This window comes from Pseudomonas sp. USHLN015 (assembly GCF_037153275.1).
Lineage (GTDB): Bacteria > Pseudomonadota > Gammaproteobacteria > Pseudomonadales > Pseudomonadaceae > Metapseudomonas > Metapseudomonas tohonis.
This window is the reverse complement of record NZ_JBBCKP010000015.1, coordinates 1-20,791: the sequence shown is the minus strand read 5'-3', so window position 1 is coordinate 20,791 and position 20,791 is coordinate 1. Positions and strand designations below refer to the sequence as shown.

General features: G+C 64.5%; 23 protein-coding genes. 11 read left to right on the top strand and 12 right to left on the bottom strand.

Annotated features, from left to right (window positions below):
* Positions 1-40 precede the first annotated feature (40 nt).
* From trpE to trpC, 4 genes are read left to right on the top strand one after another with little or no spacing between them, the layout of a single operon-like run.
* Entirely contained in the window at positions 41-1,528 is a 1,488-nt protein-coding gene (gene trpE, locus WFQ67_RS26450; protein WP_337058638.1) for an anthranilate synthase component I, read from the top strand.
* A 10-nt stretch (positions 1,529-1,538) separates the two neighbouring features.
* Entirely contained in the window at positions 1,539-2,132 is a 594-nt protein-coding gene (locus tag WFQ67_RS26445; protein WP_173179824.1) for an aminodeoxychorismate/anthranilate synthase component II, read from the top strand.
* A 1-nt stretch (position 2,133) separates the two neighbouring features.
* Positions 2,134-3,183, top strand: coding sequence for an anthranilate phosphoribosyltransferase (gene trpD, locus WFQ67_RS26440; RefSeq protein ID WP_213628194.1), 1,050 nt, complete (start codon positions 2,134-2,136; stop codon positions 3,181-3,183).
* Positions 3,180-4,016 (top strand): indole-3-glycerol phosphate synthase TrpC, encoded by an 837-nt coding sequence (gene trpC / locus WFQ67_RS26435; RefSeq protein ID WP_173179828.1) that lies wholly within the window; start codon positions 3,180-3,182, stop codon positions 4,014-4,016. Before trpD ends, trpC begins: the two co-directional genes overlap by 4 nt.
* 53 nt (positions 4,017-4,069) lie before the next feature.
* Here trpC and crp read toward each other — a convergent pair whose 3' ends face one another.
* Positions 4,070-4,714, bottom strand: coding sequence for a cAMP-activated global transcriptional regulator CRP (gene crp, locus WFQ67_RS26430; protein WP_021221613.1), 645 nt, complete (start codon positions 4,712-4,714; stop codon positions 4,070-4,072).
* A 239-nt stretch (positions 4,715-4,953) separates the two neighbouring features.
* Here crp and WFQ67_RS26425 point away from each other — a divergent pair, with 239 nt between their 5' ends.
* Together WFQ67_RS26425 and speD are read left to right on the top strand one after the other, a co-directional pair.
* The gene (locus WFQ67_RS26425; RefSeq protein WP_337058637.1) at positions 4,954-5,376 is read left to right on the top strand and encodes an OsmC family protein; all 423 of its coding nucleotides are present in this window, start codon (positions 4,954-4,956) and stop codon (positions 5,374-5,376) included.
* Positions 5,377-5,602: 226 nt separating this feature from the next.
* On the top strand, positions 5,603-6,397 hold the full coding sequence (gene speD / locus WFQ67_RS26420) for an adenosylmethionine decarboxylase (protein ID WP_111262235.1): 795 nt from the start codon (positions 5,603-5,605) through the stop codon (positions 6,395-6,397).
* Positions 6,398-6,524: 127 nt separating this feature from the next.
* Here the strand turns inward: speD and coq7 are convergent, their stop codons facing one another.
* The 3 genes from coq7 to WFQ67_RS26405 form a co-directional block, all read right to left on the bottom strand.
* A complete protein-coding gene (coq7, locus tag WFQ67_RS26415) occupies positions 6,525-7,172 on the bottom strand; it encodes a 2-polyprenyl-3-methyl-6-methoxy-1,4-benzoquinone monooxygenase (RefSeq protein WP_337058636.1) in 648 nt (215 codons plus the stop codon).
* 68 nt (positions 7,173-7,240) lie between these two features.
* Positions 7,241-8,050: a formylglycine-generating enzyme family protein gene (locus tag WFQ67_RS26410; RefSeq protein WP_337058635.1), complete on the bottom strand. Its 810-nt coding sequence runs from the start codon at positions 8,048-8,050 to the stop codon at positions 7,241-7,243.
* Positions 8,050-8,388 carry a histidine triad nucleotide-binding protein gene (locus WFQ67_RS26405; protein WP_173179832.1) on the bottom strand — a complete coding sequence of 113 codons (339 nt, stop codon included), beginning with the start codon at positions 8,386-8,388 and terminating at the stop codon, positions 8,050-8,052. The genes WFQ67_RS26410 and WFQ67_RS26405 overlap by 1 nt, the downstream gene beginning before the upstream one ends.
* An 89-nt stretch (positions 8,389-8,477) precedes the next feature.
* On the opposite strand from WFQ67_RS26405, the gene WFQ67_RS26400 reads away from it, so the two are divergent.
* Positions 8,478-9,959 carry an AAA family ATPase gene (locus WFQ67_RS26400; protein ID WP_337058634.1) on the top strand — a complete coding sequence of 494 codons (1,482 nt, stop codon included), beginning with the start codon at positions 8,478-8,480 and terminating at the stop codon, positions 9,957-9,959.
* 40 nt (positions 9,960-9,999) lie between these two features.
* Here WFQ67_RS26400 and WFQ67_RS26395 read toward each other — a convergent pair whose 3' ends face one another.
* The 5 genes from WFQ67_RS26395 to hemJ all read right to left on the bottom strand — a co-directional run bounded on the left by WFQ67_RS26395 (position 10,000) and on the right by hemJ (position 14,728).
* Positions 10,000-10,788: an SDR family NAD(P)-dependent oxidoreductase gene (locus WFQ67_RS26395; protein ID WP_213628200.1), complete on the bottom strand. Its 789-nt coding sequence runs from the start codon at positions 10,786-10,788 to the stop codon at positions 10,000-10,002.
* A 53-nt stretch (positions 10,789-10,841) separates the two neighbouring features.
* The gene (locus tag WFQ67_RS26390) at positions 10,842-11,954 is read right to left on the bottom strand and encodes a DUF805 domain-containing protein (protein ID WP_337058633.1); all 1,113 of its coding nucleotides are present in this window, start codon (positions 11,952-11,954) and stop codon (positions 10,842-10,844) included.
* 96 nt (positions 11,955-12,050) lie between these two features.
* On the bottom strand, positions 12,051-13,313 hold the full coding sequence (locus WFQ67_RS26385; protein ID WP_337058632.1) for an alanine racemase: 1,263 nt from the start codon (positions 13,311-13,313) through the stop codon (positions 12,051-12,053).
* Positions 13,310-14,272, bottom strand: a complete 963-nt coding sequence (locus WFQ67_RS26380) for an NAD(P)H-dependent flavin oxidoreductase (RefSeq protein WP_213628203.1) — start codon at positions 14,270-14,272, stop codon at positions 13,310-13,312. Before WFQ67_RS26380 ends, WFQ67_RS26385 begins: the two co-directional genes overlap by 4 nt.
* 30 nt (positions 14,273-14,302) lie before the next feature.
* On the bottom strand, positions 14,303-14,728 hold the full coding sequence (gene hemJ / locus WFQ67_RS26375; RefSeq protein ID WP_213628204.1) for a protoporphyrinogen oxidase HemJ: 426 nt from the start codon (positions 14,726-14,728) through the stop codon (positions 14,303-14,305).
* Positions 14,729-14,778: 50 nt separating this feature from the next.
* Here hemJ and WFQ67_RS26370 point away from each other — a divergent pair, with 50 nt between their 5' ends.
* From WFQ67_RS26370 to erpA, 3 genes are all read left to right on the top strand, one after another.
* On the top strand, positions 14,779-15,645 hold the full coding sequence (locus WFQ67_RS26370) for a DUF6776 family protein (RefSeq protein WP_337058631.1): 867 nt from the start codon (positions 14,779-14,781) through the stop codon (positions 15,643-15,645).
* A gap of 5 nt (positions 15,646-15,650) precedes the next feature.
* On the top strand, positions 15,651-16,064 hold the full coding sequence (locus WFQ67_RS26365; RefSeq protein ID WP_173179845.1) for a bactofilin family protein: 414 nt from the start codon (positions 15,651-15,653) through the stop codon (positions 16,062-16,064).
* Between the two features lie 81 nt (positions 16,065-16,145).
* Complete coding sequence (gene erpA, locus WFQ67_RS26360; RefSeq protein WP_111262226.1) at positions 16,146-16,496, top strand: iron-sulfur cluster insertion protein ErpA; 351 nt, start codon at positions 16,146-16,148, stop codon at positions 16,494-16,496.
* A gap of 63 nt (positions 16,497-16,559) precedes the next feature.
* Here the strand turns inward: erpA and WFQ67_RS26355 are convergent, their stop codons facing one another.
* On the bottom strand, positions 16,560-17,651 hold the full coding sequence (locus WFQ67_RS26355) for an anhydro-N-acetylmuramic acid kinase (protein ID WP_337058630.1): 1,092 nt from the start codon (positions 17,649-17,651) through the stop codon (positions 16,560-16,562).
* Between the two features lie 4 nt (positions 17,652-17,655).
* Positions 17,656-19,092, bottom strand: coding sequence for a peptidoglycan DD-metalloendopeptidase family protein (locus WFQ67_RS26350; RefSeq protein WP_213628206.1), 1,437 nt, complete (start codon positions 19,090-19,092; stop codon positions 17,656-17,658).
* Positions 19,093-19,272: 180 nt separating this feature from the next.
* On the opposite strand from WFQ67_RS26350, the gene tyrS reads away from it, so the two are divergent.
* Positions 19,273-20,472, top strand: a complete 1,200-nt coding sequence (gene tyrS, locus WFQ67_RS26345) for a tyrosine--tRNA ligase (protein WP_337058629.1) — start codon at positions 19,273-19,275, stop codon at positions 20,470-20,472.
* A gap of 5 nt (positions 20,473-20,477) precedes the next feature.
* Here the strand turns inward: tyrS and WFQ67_RS26340 are convergent.
* Positions 20,478-20,791, bottom strand: a 314-nt coding sequence (locus tag WFQ67_RS26340) for a hypothetical protein (RefSeq protein WP_337058628.1), incomplete at its 5' end; no start/stop codon positions are given.

Sequence of the window (20,791 nt, the reverse complement as noted above, 5' to 3'; positions counted from 1 at the left end):
TCTCCAGGAGCCTCCGGGCTCCTCGCCCACGAGGCTGATCATGACCCGCGATGAATTCCTGCGTTTGGCCGCCCAAGGCTACAACCGCATCCCGCTCGCCTTCGAAACGCTGGCGGATTTCGACACCCCCCTTTCCCTCTACCTGAAGCTGGCCGACACGCCCTTCTCCTACCTGCTCGAATCGGTGCAGGGCGGCGAGAAGTGGGGCCGCTATTCGATCATCGGCCTGCAAAGCCGCACCGTGCTGCGCGCCCACGGCCACCAGGTCAGCGTCAGCGTCGATGGCGAGGTGGTGGAGCGTGAGGAGAGCGAGGACCCGCTGGGCTTCGTCGAGGCCTTCAAGGACCGCTACCAGGTGGCGCCCATCGCCGGGCTGCCGCGCTTCAACGGTGGGCTGGTGGGCTACTTCGGCTATGACTGCGTGCGTTATGTCGAGAAGCGCCTGGCCAACTGCCCGACCCCCGATCCGCTGGGCACCCCGGACATCCTGCTGATGGTCTCCGACGCGGTGGTGGTGTTCGACAACCTGGCGGGCAAGCTTCACGCCATCGTGCTGGTCGACCCGGCCGCGCCCGACGCCTTCGAACGTGGGCAGGCCGCGCTGGCCGAGCTGCGCGAGAAGCTGCGCCTGCCGATCACCCCGCGCCTGGGCGTGGACCCGGCGCTGCAGTTGACTGAGGACCTGCCCTACCGCTCCAGCTCGACCCGCGAGGACTACGAGCAGGCGGTGCGCGAGATCAAGGAATACATCCTAGCCGGCGACTGCATGCAGGTGGTGATCTCCCAGCGCATGACCATCGACTTCAAGGCTGCGCCCATCGACCTGTACCGGGCGCTGCGCTGCTTCAACCCGACGCCCTACATGTACTTCTTCAACTTCGGCGACTTCCACGTGGTGGGCAGCTCGCCGGAGGTGCTGGTGCGCGTCGAGGACGGCCTGGTCACCGTGCGCCCGATCGCCGGCACCCGGCCGCGTGGCGCCACCGAGGAGGCCGACCTGGCGCTGGAGGAGGACCTGCTCTCCGACGCCAAGGAGATCGCCGAGCACCTGATGCTCATCGATCTGGGACGCAACGACGTCGGCCGCGTGTCCTCCACCGGCTCGGTGAAGGTCACCGAGAAGATGGTGATCGAGCGCTATTCCAACGTGATGCACATCGTCTCCAACGTCACCGGGCAACTGAAGGAAGGCGTCTCGGCCATGGACGCGCTGCGCGCCATCCTGCCGGCCGGCACGCTCTCCGGGGCGCCGAAGATCCGCGCGATGGAAATCATCGACCAGCTCGAGCCGGTCAAGCGTGGCGTCTACGGCGGTGCCGTGGGCTACCTGGCCTGGAACGGCAACATGGACACCGCCATCGCGATCCGCACGGCGGTCATCAAGGACGGCCAACTGCACGTGCAGGCGGGCGCGGGGATCGTCGCCGACTCTGTTCCGGCACTGGAATGGGAAGAGACGCTGAACAAGCGCCGCGCCATGTTCCGTGCCGTGGCTCTCGCCGAACAGACCGCCAAGACCGACGCCTGAGGATCGCCCCATGTTGCTGATGATCGACAACTACGACTCTTTTACCTACAACGTGGTGCAGTACCTCGGTGAGCTGGGCGCGGACGTGCACGTGATCCGTAACGACGAGCTTTCCGTCGCCGAGATCGAGGCACTGAACCCCGAGCGCATCGTGGTCTCCCCCGGCCCCTGCACCCCCACCGAAGCGGGGGTCTCCCTCGAGGTGATCAAGCATTTCGCCGGCAAGCTGCCGATTCTTGGCGTATGCCTGGGCCACCAGAGCATCGGCCAGGCCTTCGGCGGTGATGTGGTGCGCGCGCGCCAGGCCATGCACGGCAAGACCAGCCCCGTGTTCCACGAGGACCAGGGCGTGTTCGAAGGGCTGAACAACCCGCTGACCGTGACCCGCTACCACTCGCTGATCGTGAAGCGCGAGACGCTTCCGGAGTGCCTGGAAATCACCGCCTGGACCCAGCACGCCGACGGCGCGGTGGACGAGATCATGGGCCTGCGCCACAAGACGCTGAACATCGAGGGTGTGCAATTCCATCCGGAATCCATACTCACCGAGCAAGGCCACGAGCTGTTGGCCAATTTCCTCAAGCAACAAGGCGGGGTGCGCTGAGATGGATATCAAGGAAGCCCTCAACCGCGTGGTCAACCAGCTGGACCTGACCACCGAGGAAATGCAGGACGTGATGCGCCTGATCATGACCGGGCAGTGCACCGACGCGCAGATCGGTGCCTTCCTCATGGGCATGCGCATGAAGAGCGAGACCATCGACGAGATCGTCGGGGCGGTCTCGGTGATGCGCGAGCTGGCCAGCCGCGTGGAGCTGGAATCGATGGCGCGGGTGGTCGACGTGGTCGGCACCGGTGGCGACGGCGCCAACATCTTCAACGTCTCCTCGGCCGCCAGCTTCGTGGTCGCCGCGGCAGGCGGCAAGGTCGCCAAGCACGGCAACCGCGCGGTGTCCGGCAAGACCGGCAGCGCCGACGTGCTGGAAGCGGCCGGCATCTACCTGGACCTGAAGCCCGAGCAGGTGGCGCGCTGCATCCAGCACGTCGGCGTCGGCTTCATGTTCGCCCAGGTCCATCACAAGGCGATGAAATACGCCGCCGGCCCGCGCCGCGAGCTGGGCCTGCGCACCCTGTTCAACATGCTCGGCCCGCTTACGAATCCGGCCGGTGTGAAGCACCAGGTGGTCGGAGTGTTCAGCCAGGCGCTGTGCCGCCCGCTGGCCGAGGTGCTCAAGCGCCTGGGCAGCGAGCACATCCTGGTGGTGCATTCGAAGGACGGCCTGGACGAGATCAGCCTCGCCGCGCCGACCCATGTCGCCGAGCTGAAGGACGGCGTGGTCACCGAGTACCAGGTGCAGCCCGAAGACTTCGGCATCAAGAGCCAGAGCCTGATTGGCCTCGCCGTGGACAGCCCGCAGCAGTCGCTGGAGCTGATCCGCGACGCGCTGGGGCGGCGCAAGACCGAGAATGGCCAGAAGGCCGCCGAGATGATCGTGCTCAACGCCGGTGCCGCGCTCTATGCGGCGGACCACGCGAGCACCTTCAAGGAAGGCGTGCAGCTCGCCCATGACGCCCTGCACACCGGCCTCGCCCGCGAGAAGCTGGACGAGCTGGCCTCCTTTACCGCGGTGTTCCGAGTGGAGAATGAAGCGTGAGCATCCCAACCGTTCTTGAAAAGATCCTGGCCCGCAAGGCCGAGGAAGTCGCCGAGCGCCGCCTGCGCGTGCCCTTCTCCGAGCTCGAGGCCCTGGCCCGCGCCGCCGATGCGCCCCGTGGCTTTGCCCGCGCCATGCTGGAGCAGGTCGCGCGCAAGCAGCCGGCGGTGATCGCCGAGATCAAGAAGGCGTCGCCGAGCAAAGGGGTGATTCGCGAGGATTTCGTCCCGGCGCAGATCGCCCGCAGCTACCAGGACGGCGGTGCGACCTGCCTATCGGTGCTGACCGACATCGATTTCTTCCAGGGCGGCGACGCCTACCTGCAGGAAGCCCGCGCCGCCTGTTCGCTGCCGGTGATCCGCAAGGATTTCCTCATCGACCCCTACCAGGTGGTCGAGGCACGGGCGCTGGGCGCCGACTGCGTGCTGCTGATCGTCTCGGCGCTTTCCGATGCGCAGATGGGCGAGCTGGCGAAGACCGCCAAGGACGTGGGGCTGGATGTACTGGTGGAGGTGCACGATGGCGATGAGCTGGAGCGTGCGCTGAATACGCTGGACACCCCGCTGGTGGGGATCAACAACCGTAACCTGCACACCTTCGAGGTCAGCCTGGAGGCCACCCTGGACCTGCTGCCGCGGATTCCGCGCGATCGTCTGGTGATCACCGAAAGCGGCATCCTCAATCGCGCCGACGTCGAGCTGATGGAGGTGAGCGAGGTGTTCGGCTTCCTCGTGGGCGAGGCGTTCATGCGGGCCGAGGAACCTGGCACCGAGTTGCGCCGTCTGTTCTTCCCCGAGCGTGGCGGGGTCAGCCGGGCGGTCGATCCTGACTGATGGAAGTGCACATGGAAAAGCCGGCGTCCTGCCGGCTTTTTCATGTGCGCGTCTCAGCGGGTACCGAATACCACCATGGTCTTGCCCTTGACGTGTACCAGGCCCTGTTCCTCCAGGCTCTTGAGTACGCGTCCGACCATCTCCCGCGAGCAGCCGACGATGCGACCGATTTCCTGGCGGGTGATCTTGATCTGCATGCCGTCCGGGTGAGTCATGGCGTCGGGCTGCTTGCAGAGGTCCAGCAGGGTACGAGCGACACGACCGGTGACGTCGAGGAATGCCAGGTCGCCGACCTTGCGCGTGGTGTTGCGCAGGCGATCCGCCATCTGGCTGCCCAGGGCGTAGAGGATCTCCGGGTCCTGCTGGGTCAGTTCACGGAACTTGGCGTAGCTGAGTTCAGCGACTTCGCATTCCGTCTTGGCCCGTACCCAGGCACTGCGTTCCTTCTCGGTTCCTTCCTTTTCGAACAACCCCATCTCGCCGAAGAAATCCCCGGAGTTGAGATAGGCGATGATCATTTCCCGGCCGTCGTCATCCTCGATGAGGATGGTGACCGAGCCCTTGATGATGAAGAAGAGCGTCTCGCAACGGTCACCCGCATAGATGATGGTGCTCTTTGCCGTGTAACGACGGCGGTGACAGTGCGCTAGCAGCTTGTCGAGGTTCTTGATTTTAGGTGTGAGGGTAATAGCTACCATGCCCGAGTCCCGAAATTTTGAAGGTAAGCCTTTGTCCAACAGGCACTTTCTTATTAGTTATCTGGCTAAGTGTGCCAGTTATCCGGCGTCAGCTTAACAGACGGACCGTGACCGGTGATCCGAAATTGAGACGCAGGTAACAACTGCCGGGGAACTAAACGACCAACGTATGTGACACGCGGCGCCTCCCAGGCGCTGTGATAAGCTGGCGACCCTTTTTTTCAGCCTGGAGTCTGGCGATGAAAGCGCGTATCCAGTGGGCGGGCGAAGCCCTCTTCCTCGGCGAGTCCGGCAGCGGCCATGCCGTGGTGATGGACGGTCCGCCGGAAAGCGGCGGTCGCAACCTCGGCGTGCGTCCGATGGAAATGCTGCTGATCGGCCTGGGCGGCTGCACCAACTTCGATGTGGTGAGCATCCTCAAGAAGTCCCGCCAGCCGGTGGAGAGCTGCGAAGCCTTCCTCAAGGCCGAGCGCGCCGACGAGGACCCCAAGGTGTTCACCCGGATCCACGTGCACTTCGTGGTCAAGGGCCGCGGCCTGAAGGAGGCGCAGGTCAAGCGCGCCGTCGAGCTTTCCGCCGAGAAATACTGCTCCGCCTCCATCATGCTCGGGCGCGCCGGCGTCGAGATCACCCACGATTACGAGATCGTCGAGCTCGGCTGATCGGCATACACCCGATCATCATATTCGGGGCGCAGACTCTGGCAGGTGACGCCCGTCGACTGCATAATGCGCCCCCTCGTTTTTCCGGGGCACTCCGCCCCAGAACCGATAACCACAATCGCCATCGCGAAGAGGTGTAAACCGTCCTACGCAGAAGTCACTGTGCGCTTCTGACGGGCATGCTCAACAACGCGGCAGGGCCGCAATGAACAGAGAGTTCCCAACGGTGAAAAGCAAACTCAAGCTCCACGGGTTCAACAACCTGACGAAGACCTTGAGCTTCAACATCTATGACATCTGCTATGCAGAGACCCCCGAGGACCAGCAGGCCTACGTCCAGTACATCGACGAAGAGTACGACGCCGAGCGCCTGACCCAGATCCTCACCGACGTGGTCGACATCATAGGTGCGAACATCCTCAACATCGCCCGCCAGGATTACGATCCCCAGGGCGCCAGCGTGACCATCCTCATTTCCGAGCAGCCGGTGACGCCCACCGACAGCCAGATCGAGGAATCCCCCGGCCCGCTGCCCGAGACCATCCTGGCCCATCTGGACAAGAGCCACATCACCGTTCACACCTACCCGGAAATCCATCCGGTGTCGGGGATCGCGACCTTCCGCGTGGACATCGACGTTTCCACCTGCGGTGTGATTTCGCCCCTGAAGGCGCTCAACTACCTGATCCACCAGTTCGACTCGGACATCGTCACCGTCGATTATCGCGTGCGTGGCTTCACCCGCGATGTGGAAGGCCGTAAGCACTTCATCGACCACGAGATCAACTCGATCCAGAACTACCTCTCCGACGATACCCAGGACGCGTACCAGATGACGGACGTGAACGTGTACCAGGAGAACCTGTTCCACACCAAGATGCTGTTGAAGAACTTCGACCTGGACAACTACCTGTTCGGCGACGCGACCTCCAACCTGACCGCTGAGCAGCGCAAGCAGGTCGAAGAGCGCGTCCGGCACGAGATGCTGGAAATCTTCTACGCGCGCAATATGCCGCGCTGAGGCGCGGGGGCTGCAAGCTCGAAGCCGCAAGCTACAAGTGGAAAGCACAAAGGGCGCCCAGGCGCCCTTTGTCGTTTTTGCAGTCTGTCGTTTTCTTGCAGCTTGAGGCTTGCGGCTTGCCGCTGCGTCAGACCCTGTAGGTGCTCTTGGTCATCAACTTGGAAAGCAGCGTCATGCCGAACTTCACCGGAGCGGGGAAGCGCAGGCCGCCGGCCTCCAGCGCGGTAGTGGCGTGGTGCTCTTCGTCCGTGCGCATCTGCTCGAGGATGGCGCGGGACTTGGCGTCCTCGGCGGGGATCTGCTGCAGGTGGTCGTCCAGGTGCTTGCAGACCTGGTCCTCGGTGGCGGCGACGAAGCCGAGGCTGACCTTGTCGCTGATCAGGCCGGCGACGGCGCCGACACCGAAGGACAGGCCGTAGAACAGCGGGTTGAGCACGCTGGGGCGGCCCCCCAGCTCGCGGATGCGTTGCTCGCACCAGGCCAGGTGGTCGATCTCCTCCTCGGCGGCGTGCTCCATGGCCTTGCGCACTTCCGGCAGCTTGGCGGTCAGTGACTGGCCCTGGTACAGAGCCTGGGCGCAGACTTCACCGGTGTGGTTGATACGCATCAGGCCGGTGACATGGCGGCTGTCCGCCTCGCTCATGGGCGCTTCGTCCTGCAGGTTCGCCGGGTTGGGGCGATAGGGCTGGCCCTTGAAGGGAAGCAGGGTCTTGAGGGCCGCATCGGCCTGGAGCAGGAAGCGGTCAACGGGGGAGTACTGGCGTTCGGTGGCCATGGGGCACCTCCGGTAGGCAAGAATGCCGGGCAGTTTAACCCATCGGGCCTGCCCGGGTTTGATCGGGATCACTGCAGCTCGCGCAGCACCCGGAAGCCCAGGGCGTAGTCGTCGCGCCCCGGCTGCTTGAGATCACGCAGGCTGGTTCGCAGGTAGGAAGGTCCGCTGTTCCAGGCGCCACCCCGCACCACGCGCGGGCTGCGGTCGAGCAGCGCCGCGGCCTGCGTCTCGCTGCCGTCGAAGGGGGCGACGAAGCGCGAGGCGGTCCATTCCCAGACGTTGCCGGCGGTGTCGTGCAGCCCGAAGGCGTTGGCCGGGTACTGGCCCACCTGCGCGGTCTTGCCGCGGATCGCATTGGGCGTGCCGCAGCCCCGGCAATGGGCGCGTGGTGCGCTCTCGCTGCTGTCCAGCTCGTCGCCCCACGCGTAATAGCCACGGCTACCGGCCCGCGCGGCGTATTCCCATTCCGCCTCGGTGGGCAGCCGATAGCGCTGGCCCGTGGCCTGGCTCAGCCAGTCGCAGTAGGCGCGGGCGTCGAACCAGCTCACGTGGATCACCGGGCGCTGCCCGGAAAGGCCCCAGCCTTCGTTGTCGGGCATCGGCTTGCCGGTGGCGCTCGCGTAGCGCTGCCAGTCGTCGAAGGTCAGCTCGACGCGACCGATGGCGAAGGGTTTCTCGATGACCACGCGATGGGGCGGGCGCTCGTTGTCGTTGCCGCGCCCGGTTGCATCGCCCATGAGGAATTCGCCCGCAGGGACCACCACCAGCTCGGGGCCCTGGGCGCCGTCCGGCAGTGCATCACGCAGGCGCTCGCCGGCCTGTTGGGCCAGGGCGGCGAGCGGTAGCAGCGAGAGGGCGAGGAGTAGCGTGCGGCGCATCAGCCCGGTGGCCAGTGCAGCTGGCGCTGACCGAGCACGTGCATGTGGATGTGGTAGACGGTCTGGCCGCCCAGCTCGTTGCAGTTCATCACCACGCGGAAGCCTTCTTCGCAGCCCTGTTCCTTCGCCAGGCGCTGGGCGGTGTGGACGATATGCCCGGTCAGCGCCTTGTCGTCCTCGGTGAGGTCGTTGAGGGTGGCGATGTGTTTTTTCGGGATCACCAGGAAGTGCACCGGGGCCTGGGGGGCGATGTCGTGGAAGGCGATCACGTGATCGTCTTCATAGAGCTTGCGCGCGGGGATGTCCCCAGCGACGATTTTGCAGAACAGACAGTCCACGGACATTCTCCGGCCTGTTATAAGAAGCCCCCGAGTTTAGCGGCGCGTGTTTATCCCGGCCAGCCTGCCTGGCCGCACAAGGAGCCTGTGTGAAGAACGACATCCACGATCTGGGGCTGGTGCTGGACTCCAAGGTCAAGCTCATCGTCATCGAGTCCTGGGACGAGCAGCGCGTGCTGGAGACCCTGACCACCCTGGCGGTCAAGCGCGGGCTCGGCCTGTTCACCTGGGCGGTGACCGAGGGCCTGCAGCGCCTCGGTTTCGGTGGCGAACCGGTAGGCGATGGCGCGAGCACCGATGCGGAAGCCGCGTTGCGCCTGATCAAGGCCGACCCGCAACCCAATCTCTACGTGATGTGCGACCTGCACCCCTTCTTCGACGACAACCCCAAGCTGGTGCGCCTGCTCAAGGAAGTCGCCATGGCCGAGGCCATTCACAAGCCGACCCTGGTGCTGGTCTCCCACGCGATGAAGCTGCCCGCCGAAGTGCAGCGCTACAGTGCGCGCTTCAGCCTGGCCCTGCCGAGCGAAGATGAGTTGCTGGCCATCGTCCGCGAAGAAGCCGCGCGCTGGAGCGAGCGCAACCGTGGCGCTCGCGTGCGCACCGACAACCGCACCCTGCAGCAGGTGGTGAAGAACCTGCGCGGGCTCAGCCATGGCGAGGCGCGTTCGCTGGCGCGCAACGTGATCTGCGATGACGGCGCCATCACCCAGGAAGACCTGCCGGAGCTGAACAAGACCAAGTTCCAGCTGCTCGACCTGGAAGGCGTGCTCAGCTTCGAATACGACACCGCGCGCTTCGCCGACGTCGGTGGGCTGGCCCACCTCAAGCGCTGGCTGGGCGAGCGTCAGAGCGCCTTCATGGAGGCCAAGCCGGCCAACATGCCCAAGGGCATGTTGTTGGTGGGCGTGCAGGGCGGCGGCAAGAGCCTGGCAGCCAAGGCGGTGGCCGGTCTCTGGGGGCTGCCGTTGCTGCGCCTGGACTTCGCCTGCCTGTACAACAAGTTCTTCGGCGAGACCGAGCGCAACCTGCGCGATGCCCTCAAGCTGGCCGAGCAGATGGCGCCCTGCGTGCTGTGGATGGATGAGCTGGAGAAGGGGCTGGCCAGCGGCGACCAGGACGGCGGCGTGAGCCAGCGCGTGCTGGGCACCCTGCTGACCTGGATGTCGGAGCGCAAGGCGCCGGTGTTCATGGTGGCCACCGCCAACGCCATACACCGCCTGCCGCCGGAGCTGGTGCGCAAGGGGCGCTTCGACGAGCTGTTCTTCGTGGACCTGCCCGGTGCCGAGGTGCGGGCCGAGATCTTCCGCATCCACCTGTCCCGCCGCGATATCGACCCCGCTCAGTTCGATCTGCCGGTCCTTGCGGCATCCAGCGACGGTTTTTCCGGCGCCGAGATCGAGCAGGCGGTGGTGGGGATGCTCTATGCCGCGCAGGCCGCCCAGGTCGGCGTGAGCCAGGCGCTGCTGCTGCAGCAGTTGCTGGGTACGGCGCCGCTGTCGGTGGTGATGGCCGAGGAGCAGGCCAAGTTGCGCGCCTGGGCGGACGGGCGTTGCGTGAAGGCCGACTGAAGCGGCCGGACCTGCAGAAAGGCGCCTCGCGGCGCCTTTTCTATTTGGGGAGGTAGGCCTTGTTGATGCGCCCGGCCAGGCGCCGGACCAGCCAGCGCGGCGACAGGCGCGGGCTCATCGCCAGCAGGCGGTTGCGCCAGCCGGGGATGATGATGGCGCGGTTCTTCTCCAGCGCCTTCACGGTGATCAGGGCGACTTCCTCGGCACTCATCATCAGCTTGCTGCCTTCGAGCTTCTCGCCGGCCATCCGTGCACCACGGAAGAATGCGGTGCGGGTCGGGCCGGGGCAGAGCACCGAGACGCCGACGCCATGGACCTTGAGCTCTTCGCGCAGCCCTTCGGAGAAGTGGAGCACGTAGGCCTTGCTGGCGTAGTAGTTGCTCATCCAGGCGCCAGGCTGGAAGCCGGCGACCGAGGCGACATTGAGGATCTGGCCGGTGCCACGGCTGGCCATGGCGCCGCCGATTTCATGGCAGAGACGGGCGAGGGCGAGGACGTTGAGCTCGATGAGCTCCTGTTCGCGGCTCCAGTCCTGTTCGACGTAGAGGCCGGACGTGCCGATGCCGGCGTTGTTCACCAGCAGGTCGATTTCCCGCTCGCCCTGGTTCAGCTCATGCAGCAGCCCGGAGAGTTGCAGGGGTTCGGAGAGGTCGCAGGTGCGGTAGAGCACTTCCACGCCGAAGCGCTGGGTCAGTTCGTAGGCGATGCTCTCCAGTGCGTCGCGTTGCCGGGCCACCAGGATCAGATGGCGGCCCCGGCGTGCCAGGGCTTCCGCCAGGGCGAGGCCGAGGCCGCTGGAGGCGCCGGTAATCAGGGCAAAACGAGGCATCGCGAATCTCCGTGTCGGGGCCGGGTTGGACAACGTCAGCCCCGGGAGGTTGCTCAGTTGGACTCGAACTCTTCCTGGTCGGCGGGTGCTTCCGCCTCAGCCGGGTCGGCGGACTCGGAGGGATCGACGTACTCGCCTTCCTCGGTGGGTTCCGCGTACTCGCCGTCGACCGGGGCTTCGTAGCTGCTCATCTCGGAGCGTTCCACGTAATCCTGGTAGGCCGGGATGCTGATGGCCGCGAGGATGCCGAAGACGACGGGGATGACCAGCCACATCCAGGCCAGGACCTTGACTGCGGTGGTGTTCGGCGGCGGCGGTGGGCCGAAGCGGTTGACGCCGGTAGTACCGGGGATGAACAGCAGCAGCAGGGGGAAGACGCTGCCGACGATGGGCACGAAGTTCAGCAGGTAGAGCCAGCCGGACCAGCCGATGTCGTGCAGGCGCTGGACGTTGATCTGCACGCTCACGACGATGGCGGCGATACCCAGCACGGCCGCGAGGAGGCCACCGACCACCGGGTGGATGGCGAAGCCGATGCCGGCGCCGACGCCGATCACCACCAGCAGCGCGACCATGAACACGAAGGACCAGGCCAGGTAGCGCACGCGGCCGATACGGCCGGTGATGCCGAATGGACGCAGCTCGCAGTACTGCGGCAACGCTTCGCCGACCTGCGCCTGCGGGGTGGCATAGGGCGAGGTCGCGGTGCCGGCCACGGCGGAGGCGGTTGCCGGTGCGCTTTCGGCCAGTTGGGCCTGACGCGCCAGGTACTTCTCGATGATGATGCCGCAGGCCTGGCATTCGACGGACTTGGCCTGCTCATGGCCGCATTTGGGGCAGGTCATGGTTCCGGTGTCCTGCTCGGCTTCGACGGCGGCCAGGGTCTCCGGGGTGGGATGGTCCTCGGTTTCCACCAGGCTGAAGCCGGCGGCGAGGTCCTGCTCCTTGCGCACCTGGGCACCGGCGCGCTGCAGGGCGGCCAGGTACTTGTCCGCCTCGACTTCCTCGAGGTCGCGCTTTAGCGCAACGGGGCGTCCACCGAACAGGCTGTCGATCTTGCTGGCATCGCTCTTGAAGAGCTTGGCCAGGTTCTCCTTCACGGTCTCCAATGCCACACCGGGCATCAGTTCTCCTTCGAAGACGATCTTGTAGCGGGCATCGGACATGCGGGCATCCTTGTCGGCGGCTGGTTAGGGATGGCACAGCGTAATGGTGGCGCACCCTGCGGCACAAGCGGCCTGCCGCACAAAAAGCGGAGCCGGTCAGGCGGCTGGTTGTGGCTTCCAGGTGCCGACCAGCTTGCCGTGGCGGAGCAGGCGCAGTTCGCCGAAGCGGTCGAACAAGCCTTCGCAGAGCAGGGGGCGCAGGAACACCCAGTCGTCCACGGCGAGTGCAGTGCCGGCGGAGCCGATCAGGCGCTCCTGGTTGGCGCTGCGCCCGTAGATGCCGTCATAGGCCAGACCCTCGGGCGAGACCGGCTGCGCCGGCCAGCGGCCGCCATACAGGTAGTAGGCGTTGTGCCGGTTGGGGTTCCAGGCTTCGAGCGCGCCCTGTGCCTGTTGCAGGTAGGGGAGGGTGCCGCTCTGCATCTTGAGCACCGGGGTGGCGATCCAGATCGCGCTCTGGTGGCTGGCCAGGAGGGGGGTATCGAACTCGAGGGGTTTGAGCAGGGCCGAGCCGATCGCGACTTCGTTCAGCGGCGTCTTGCCCTTGGCGTGCAAGGGGTAGGTGAGGCTGCCGGCGCCGTTGAGCAAGGGCTCCCGGGGCCAGATGGCGGGGAAGCCCCGTGCGGCCTCGATGAAGGTCGTGTAGCGCGCATTGGCGGCCTCGAACGCATCCTGGCTGCCGGTCCAGAAGGGAGCGTGGGCCACCTGGGCGTCATAGCCCATCAGGCCGCGCAGGTGCAGCAGCGGCTGGTTGCCTGCCAGCAATCGCAGGGTTTGCGCCAGGCTCGCGGCGTCCGGGTGGTCGCCGCGCTGCAGGCCGATGTCGATCTCCAGCGCGATGCTCATGGGTTTTTGCAGGGCCTGGGCCAGTTCGAGGTACTGGGCCAGGCGTTGCGGACTATCGACCAGCCAGGTGAGCTGGCGCGATGGGTCGAAGGGCTGGCCGTTGCCCAGCTGCTGGTAGAAAGCAAGCGCTGCCGCGACCGGTAGCGGCTTGCCCAGCAGCAGGTCGGCATCTGGGAAGGCTCGGGCCAGCTGGTTGATCTGGGGGGGGTGGAAGACCATGAAGCGGCGTGTATCCAGGCGCTTGGCGAGGTACTCGAGCAGCCCGTTGGAGGCCAGGGATTTGGCGACCAGGCGCACCGGCAGCGTGCCGAGGCGCTGGGCGAGCAGGTCGGCGTTGGCATCGAGCCGGTCCAGGTCGATGACCAGTTGCGGCACGCCACCGCCTTCCTGTTTCAACAGGTTCTGCAGGCTGGCGAAATAGGGCGCATGGGGACGGCCCTGGTCGCCGGGGCGCATGGCCCACAGCCCGAGCGCCCCGAGTGCACCCAGGCCGAGCAGGTGCCGACGCTTCATCCCGGCCAGCGCTGGCCGAGGCGGTTCGCCCGCTGGGTGGCGGCACGGTACTCGTGGTCGAGGCGTGTGATCAGCTCTTCCACCGTCGGCAGGTCGTCGATGTCGCCCACGCCCTGGCCGGCGGACCAGACGGTCTTCCAGGCCTTGGCCTCGTCGCTGATGGGCTTGAGCTTCTCGCCGTAGTTGATGTCGGCCTTGTCGGTCAGGCGCTTGAGGTCGTAGCCGGCGGCTTCGAGGCTCTGGCGCATGAAGCTGGCCGGGACGCCGGAGACGGCCGGGGTGTGGACGATGTCGGCGGCGCGGGCGTCGAGGATCATCTGCTTGTAGGGGCTGTCGGCGTTGCTCTGGCGGGTGGCGATGAAGCGGGTGCCGAGGTAGGCGAGATCGGCACCGAGCATCTGTGCGGCGAAGATCTCGTGGCCGTGGTTGAGGCAGCCGGCCAGGAGCAGCGTCTTGTCGAAGAACTGGCGGATTTCGGCGACCAGGGCGAAGGGGCTCCAGGTGCCGGCATGGCCACCGGCGCCGGCCGCCACGGCGATCAGTCCGTCGACGCCGGCTTGCGCGGCCTTCTCGGCATGACGGCGGGTGGTGACGTCATGGAACACCAGGCCGCCGTAGCTATGCACCGCATCGACCACCTCTTTCACCGCGCCCAGGCTGGTGATGACGATGGGGACCTTCTTCTCGACGCAGATGGCCAGGTCGGCCTGCAGGCGCGGGTTGCTGTGGTGGACGATGAGGTTGACCGCGAAGGGGGCGGCATCTGCCTGCAGACCCGCTTCGATCTCGTCGAGCCAGGCGCGGAAGCCCGCACTGTCGCGCTGGTTGAGCGCGGGAAAGCTGCCGACGATGCCCGCATTGCTGCAGGCCAGGACCAGCTCCGGGCCGGAGACCAGGAACATGGGCGCGGCGACGACGGGCATGCGCAGGCGTTGTTCGAGCAGGGCGGGCAGTGACATCGGGCGTTCCTCGTGTGGGGCAGTCGGGAGTCAGAAGGGTTTGATCACCACCAGGATGACGATGGCGAGCAGGAACAGGACCGGGACTTCGTTGAACCAGCGGTAGAACACGTGGCTGCGGCCGTTCTCGCCACGGGCGAAGCGCTTGAGCATGGCACCGCAGATGTGGTGGTAGCCGATCAGCAGGAACACCAGGGTGAGCTTGGCGTGCAACCAGCCCTGTTTGAGCCAGGCGGGATTGAGGTAGAGCATGCCGGCGCCGAGCAGCAGGGTGAGGATCATGGACGGCTGCATGATGCCGCGGTAGAGCTTGCGCTCCATGATGCAGAAGCGCTCGCGGCTGGGCGTGTCTTCGGCCGAGGCGTGGTAGACGAACAGGCGAGGCAGGTAGAAGAGGCCGGCGAACCAGCATACGACGGCGATGATGTGGAAGGCCTTGAGCCAGAGATAGAGCATCGGATGTTCCCTGATGTGAGGTGGGTCCGATAGTAGAGGCTCCGGCGGTCATGCGTCACCTCGGCGGTTGGCCCTTGGCCGATGCGGCTTTATCATCGGCGGCTTTCCGGTCTCAGGGTGCGGTCGATGTCCAAGCTAGCCATTCGCGATGGCGTTCTGTCTCCCCGATCGCCCTCTGCCGTGCTTCGCTGATGTCGCGCTGGGAGGTCCGAATCAGTGACCCGCGCCGTGAACGGCTGGTGCGCTGGTTGGTAGTGGTGCTGCTGCTGGCGCTGCCGGTCGCGTTCTTCGTGGGTGGCTGGTTGCGTGCCGAAGGCTTGGCGGATGCCGTGGCCGAACGAGACAGCCTGCGCGCTCAGCTGGATGAGCGCACCCGTGCGCTCGATCAGCTGCAGCAGCGCCAGGCGGTGCTGGAAAGCGGCGAGCGACTGGGCCACCAGGCCAATGAGCAGAGCCGCCAGAGCATCAAGATGATGGAAAAGCAGGTTTTCAAGCTGCAGCAGGAGCTGGCGTTCTACCGGGGCGTGTTGGCGCCGGACAGCCGCCGGGAGGGATTGCGCATCCGTGCCTTCGAATTGCACGGCACGGACCAGCCGCAGCGCTTCCGTTTCCGGCTGATGCTCAGCCGGGTCGGCAAGGATGACCAGCCGATCAAGGGCACGCTGCGGGTTCGGGTGATCGGTCGCCAGGATGGCAAGGAGGCGAGCCTGGAGTTGGCTGCACTCTCCAGCGAGATGGCGCAGCAGGGTGTCGTTTTTTCCTTCAAGCACTTCCAGGCGATTCCCGAGGCGGGACGTTTCGCCGAACTGGAGTTGCCCGAAGGTTTCAGTCCCCGTCAGGTAAAGGTGCGCGCGCAGGTGGACGGCCAGCAGAAACCGCTGGAGCGCACATTCGAGTGGATCGACGAGGAGTCATGACGATCATGTTCAACAAACAGAAACCCAAGGCCGATCTGCAGCGTTTCAGCGGCAAGACCAGCATCATCGCCATCGGCGCGGAACTGGAGGGCGATCTGCGCTTCCAGGGCGCTGTCCAGGTGGACGGTCGCCTCAAGGGCAATCTCAACGCCAGCGAAGGGCTGGTCAGGGTCAGCGTCGAAGGACTGGTGGAGGGGGAGATCCGCGCGCCCCACGTGATCATCGACGGCGAGGTGGTGGGCGATGTGTTCGCCGCCGAGCACCTGGAGCTGGGCGCCAAGGCACGAGTACGCGGCAATCTTTATTACGGGCTCATGGAGATGGCCATGGGGGCGCAGATAGAGGGGCGCCTCGGGCACATCAAGGAGGCACAGCGCCTGCTGGAGGCGCCGATCAGCCCGGAAAACACGGACGCTTAATAGTTGACCAGTTTTCTAGGGTAAGCGGATAATGCGTGGCCACAGCGCAGTAAGGCGGCGTCCAGCCGGGAGAGTTACAGCATGAGTGTCGAATCCTTCACCCCCACAGCCCTGATGTTTACGCATGGAGCGGCAAACAAGGTGAAGAACCTGATCGATGAGGAAGGCAATCCGCGGCTCAAGCTGCGTGTCTTCGTCACGGGCGGTGGCTGTTCGGGCTTCCAGTACGGCTTCACCTTCGATGAAGACGTGGCTGACGACGACACCATCGTCGAGCGCGACGGTGTGAGCCTGGTCGTCGATCCCATGAGCTTCCAGTACCTGGCCGGTGCGGAAGTGGACTATCAGGAAGGCCTCGAGGGTTCGCGCTTCGTGATCAAGAACCCGAATGCCACCACGACCTGCGGTTGCGGTTCGTCCTTCTCGATCTGATCGCTGTTCGCTGATGCAGAAACGCCGTGCTCATGCACGGCGTTTTCGTTTGTGCGGTTTGGTTCAGGCGGGATGGATGGCGCCGAGGATGCGCAAGCCCTTGGCCCCGGTCACGCTCGGGCGGTTGGCGGGGATGCCTTCGAGGCAGCAGTGGGCCAGCCAGGCGAAGGCCATGGCTTCGACCCAGTCCGCAGGCACGCCCCGGCTGTCGGTGGTGCTGACCTGGGTTCCGGGTAGCAGTTCGGCGAGGCGGCGCATCAGGGTGCCGTTGTGGGCACCGCCACCGCACACCAGCAGCTCGAGGGTTTCCGCCTGGGCGTTCTTGAGCGCATCCACCATGCTGCGGGCGCTGAGTTCGAGGAGGGTGGCTTGCACATCCTCGGGCTTGAGGGGCGGCAGCTTGGCGAGGTGTGCCTGGAGCCAGTTCAGGTTGAACAATTCACGACCGGTACTTTTCGGGCCGCGCGTGCTGAAGAAGTCGTCCTCCAGCAGTGTGTCCAGCAGCGACGGTTGTACTTGGCCGCTGGCCGCCCATGCTCCGTCACGATCGTAGCCTTGGCCGAGGTTGAGCTGGATCCAGGCATCCATCAGCACATTACCGGGACCGCAGTCGAAGCCGCGCACCGGTTGGTCGGGCTCGATGAGTGACAGGTTGCTGAATCCACCGATGTTGAGCACTGCGCGGTTGCCGCTGCGGTCGTCGAAGAGCGCTTCATGGAAGGCGGGCACCAGGGGGGCGCCTTGGCCGCCGGCGGCGACGTCGCGCCGGCGGAAGTCACCGACCACGGTGATGCCGGTAAGCTCGGCCAGCAGGGCGCAGTTGCCGATCTGGATGGTGAAGCCGCGCGCCGGTTCGTGGCGCACGGTCTGGCCGTGGCTGCCGATGGCGCGGATGTCGGTGGCTGCCAGGCCCTTTTCGCGAAGCAGGACGTCGATGCCTGAGGCGGCGAGTTCTACCCAGCGCCGCTCGGCCAGGGCTGCACGTGCGAGTTCGTCTTCGCCTGGCGCGCAGAGCGAGAGCAGCTCCTGGTGGAGCGAGTCGGGCATGGGGATGTAGTGTGAGGCGAGGAGGCGAGTGCGCTCTCCTTGGTCGATCAGGGCGATGTCCAGTCCGTCCAGGCTGGTTCCGGACATCACTCCGAGGTAGCGCGGCATCGGGTCAGCGCTTGTTCTGCGCGAGCATGGTGGCCTTTTCCTGGTCCATGCGTGCCATCAGCGGTTTGCTCATCTGCAGGAAGCGCTTCTTCTCGGCGCTGGCCAGCGGATCGGCCATGGGCAGCTTCACGCCAAGCGGGTCGACGTGCTGGCCGTTGACCTGGAACTCGTAATGCAGGTGGGGACCAGTGGAGAGCCCGGTGGTGCCGATGTAGCCGATGATCTGCCCTTGCTTGACGGTGCCGCCGGTCTTGATGCCCTTGGCGAAGCCCTGCATGTGGCCGTAGAGGGTCCGGTACTTGCCGCTGTGCTGGATGATCACCGCGTTGCCATAGCCACCACGACGACCGGCCAGGACGATCTTGCCGTCGCCGGTGGCCTTGATAGGCGTGCCGCGTGGGGCAGCGTAGTCGACACCTTTGTGGGCGCGGATCTTGTTGAGGATCGGGTGGCGGCGGCCGATGGAGAAGCGGGAGCTGATGCGGGCGAAATCCACCGGGGTCCGGATGAAGGCCTTGCGCATGCTGGTGCCGTCGTCGCGGAAGTAGCTGGCGATGCCCTGGCTGCTGGTGAAGCGAACGGCGCTGTAGGTCTTGCCACGGTTGGTGAAGCGCGCGGCGAGGATGTTGCCGGTGCCTACCTGCTTGCCGTTGACCGACTTCTCTTCGTAGATGACTTCGAATTCGTCCCCTTCTCGGATGTCGAGGGCGAAGTCGATGTCGTAGTCGAAGATGTTCGCCAGGTCCATGGTCAGGTTATGCGAGAGACCGGCGCGCTTGGCGGAGAGGAACAGCGAGCTGTCGATCACGCCGTGGGCATAGGCGGGGTGGATGTCCGGCTTGGCCAGGTCACGCTTGAAGTCGTAGCCCTTGTCGGTCTTGGACAGGGTCACGGTCTCGAGGTCGCTGAGCTTGGAATGCAGGCTCTGCAACTCGCCTTCGGGAGAGAGGCGGAACTCGAACGCCTGGCCGATCTTCAGGCGGCTAAGGTCCTTGGCATCCTTGCTGCTATTGAGCACGTCATGCAGAACGGTGGCGGACAGGCCGACCTTGCTGAACAGGGTCGACAAGGTGTCGCCGTTGCCAACGGTCACGGTGTGCAGGCCGGGCTCTTCGGGTGGTTCGCTGGATGCTAGATCGGTTGAGGCTTCGTCCTTGTCCGCGTCTTTGTCGGCGCTGTTCTGGTCGTCCGCAGGGCGCTCGATGGATGCGAATGGCGAGCTGCCCTCTTCTCCGTTGACGGTGTCTGGTCGGAGGTCGTCCTTCTCCTGAAGGAGGGCTTCGGAGCCGTTCTCCATTTCCAGATTGATGTAGGTCTTCTTCGCCTCGACTTCACGAGACGGGAACACCAGCAAAGCCAGGCTGAGCAGCGCAGCTACACCGCTTGCGGCCAGCAAATGGCTTTTCGGGTAGCGCGGCGCTTTAGGAACGATATGCGTCATGGCGAGTGGTGTTTTTAGAATGTGAACTAACTGCCTAAAATATAACCAAAATACGGCGTAGGCAACCTCAAGATCCTGCCTTCCGCCGGTTGGTACCGACCCGGGCGCAAAACTTGTAATTAGTCAGCGATCTTGTATGTTTGGTTCCCTTTTGGTTTGTCGAGCGGTTACGGGGCTTTCATGAAGTCGGTTGAAGAGCAGCTGGCGCTTATCAAGCGCGGCGCAGAAGAGGTTCTGGTCGAGTCCGAGCTGGTAGAAAAGCTCAAGCGGGGGCAGCCCCTGCGCATCAAGGCGGGGTTCGATCCGACCGCGCCCGATCTGCACCTTGGACATACCGTCCTTATTAATAAGCTGCGTCAGTTCCAGGAGTTGGGTCATCAGGTGATCTTCCTGATCGGTGACTTCACTGGAATGATCGGCGACCCCAGCGGCAAGAGCGCCACCCGCCCGCCGCTTACTCGCGAGCAGGTCCTGGACAACGCCGAGACTTACAAAACCCAAGTGTTCAAGATTCTCGATCCTGCGAAGACGGAAGTGGCGTTCAACTCCACCTGGATGGATCAGATGAGCCCGGCGGATTTCATTCGCCTTTCGTCCCAGTACACGGTGGCGCGGATGCTGGAGCGCGATGACTTCGACAAGCGCTACAGCAGCAATCAGCCGATCGCGATCCACGAGTTCCTCTATCCCTTGGTTCAGGGCTATGACTCTGTAGCGTTGCGTGCGGATGTCGAGCTGGGTGGTACCGATCAGAAGTTCAATCTGCTGATGGGGCGTGAGCTGCAGCGCGCCTACGGGCAGGAGTCCCAGTGCATCGTCACCATGCCGCTGCTCGAAGGCCTGGATGGTGTGAAGAAGATGTCCAAGTCTCTGGGTAACTACGTGGGTATCCAGGAAGCGCCGGGCGTAATGTATAGCAAGCTGGTGTCCATTCCCGATGCACTGATGTGGCGTTACTTCGAGCTGCTCAGCTTCCGCTCCATGGAAGAGATCGAGCAGTTCCGTCGCGATATCGAGCAGGGTGCGAACCCTCGCGACATCAAGATCAAACTGGCCGAAGAGATCGTGGCTCGCTTCCATGGGGAAGAGGCTGCGGCTTCTGCGCATCGTTCAGTTGGCAACCGTATGAAGGAAGGCGAGCTGCCTGAGGATCTTCCGGAAATCGAGTTGGTAGCAGAAGAGGACATGCCGATTGCATCCGTCCTTAATAAGGCGGGGTTGGTGAAGAACGCCGCTGTCGCTCGTGATCTGCTCGGCTCTGGTGGTGTTCGTGTAGATGGCGCGGTAGTCGATCGCGGCTTCATCTTCAAGCGTGGCGCCGTGCATGTTTGCCAGGCTGGTAAGAAGGCGTTTGCGCGTATCTCGTTGAAGGCTGAATGATTTTTTCATTTAAGTGTTGACGTGCCGTTTCGTATCCCTATAATGCGCACCACTTCCACAGCGGAATCCAGGAAAAACCTCTTGTAAATCAAAGGGTTAAGTAGTTGGAATGCGGTCAGGCCAAGGTTTGATTGATGCGGTGGAAGGGTGGTGTCAGGCTGGTTTAAGGCATCGCCAGTTTGTTCGGATGACTCCGAAAGAAACTGAAAAAGAGGTGTTGACAGCGAGTTTGAACGCTGTAGAATTCGCCTCCCGCTGATGTGAAGCGAAAGAATCACTGAGGCGCAAGTTGTTGAGTAGAAAGAAGAAATTCTTCGAA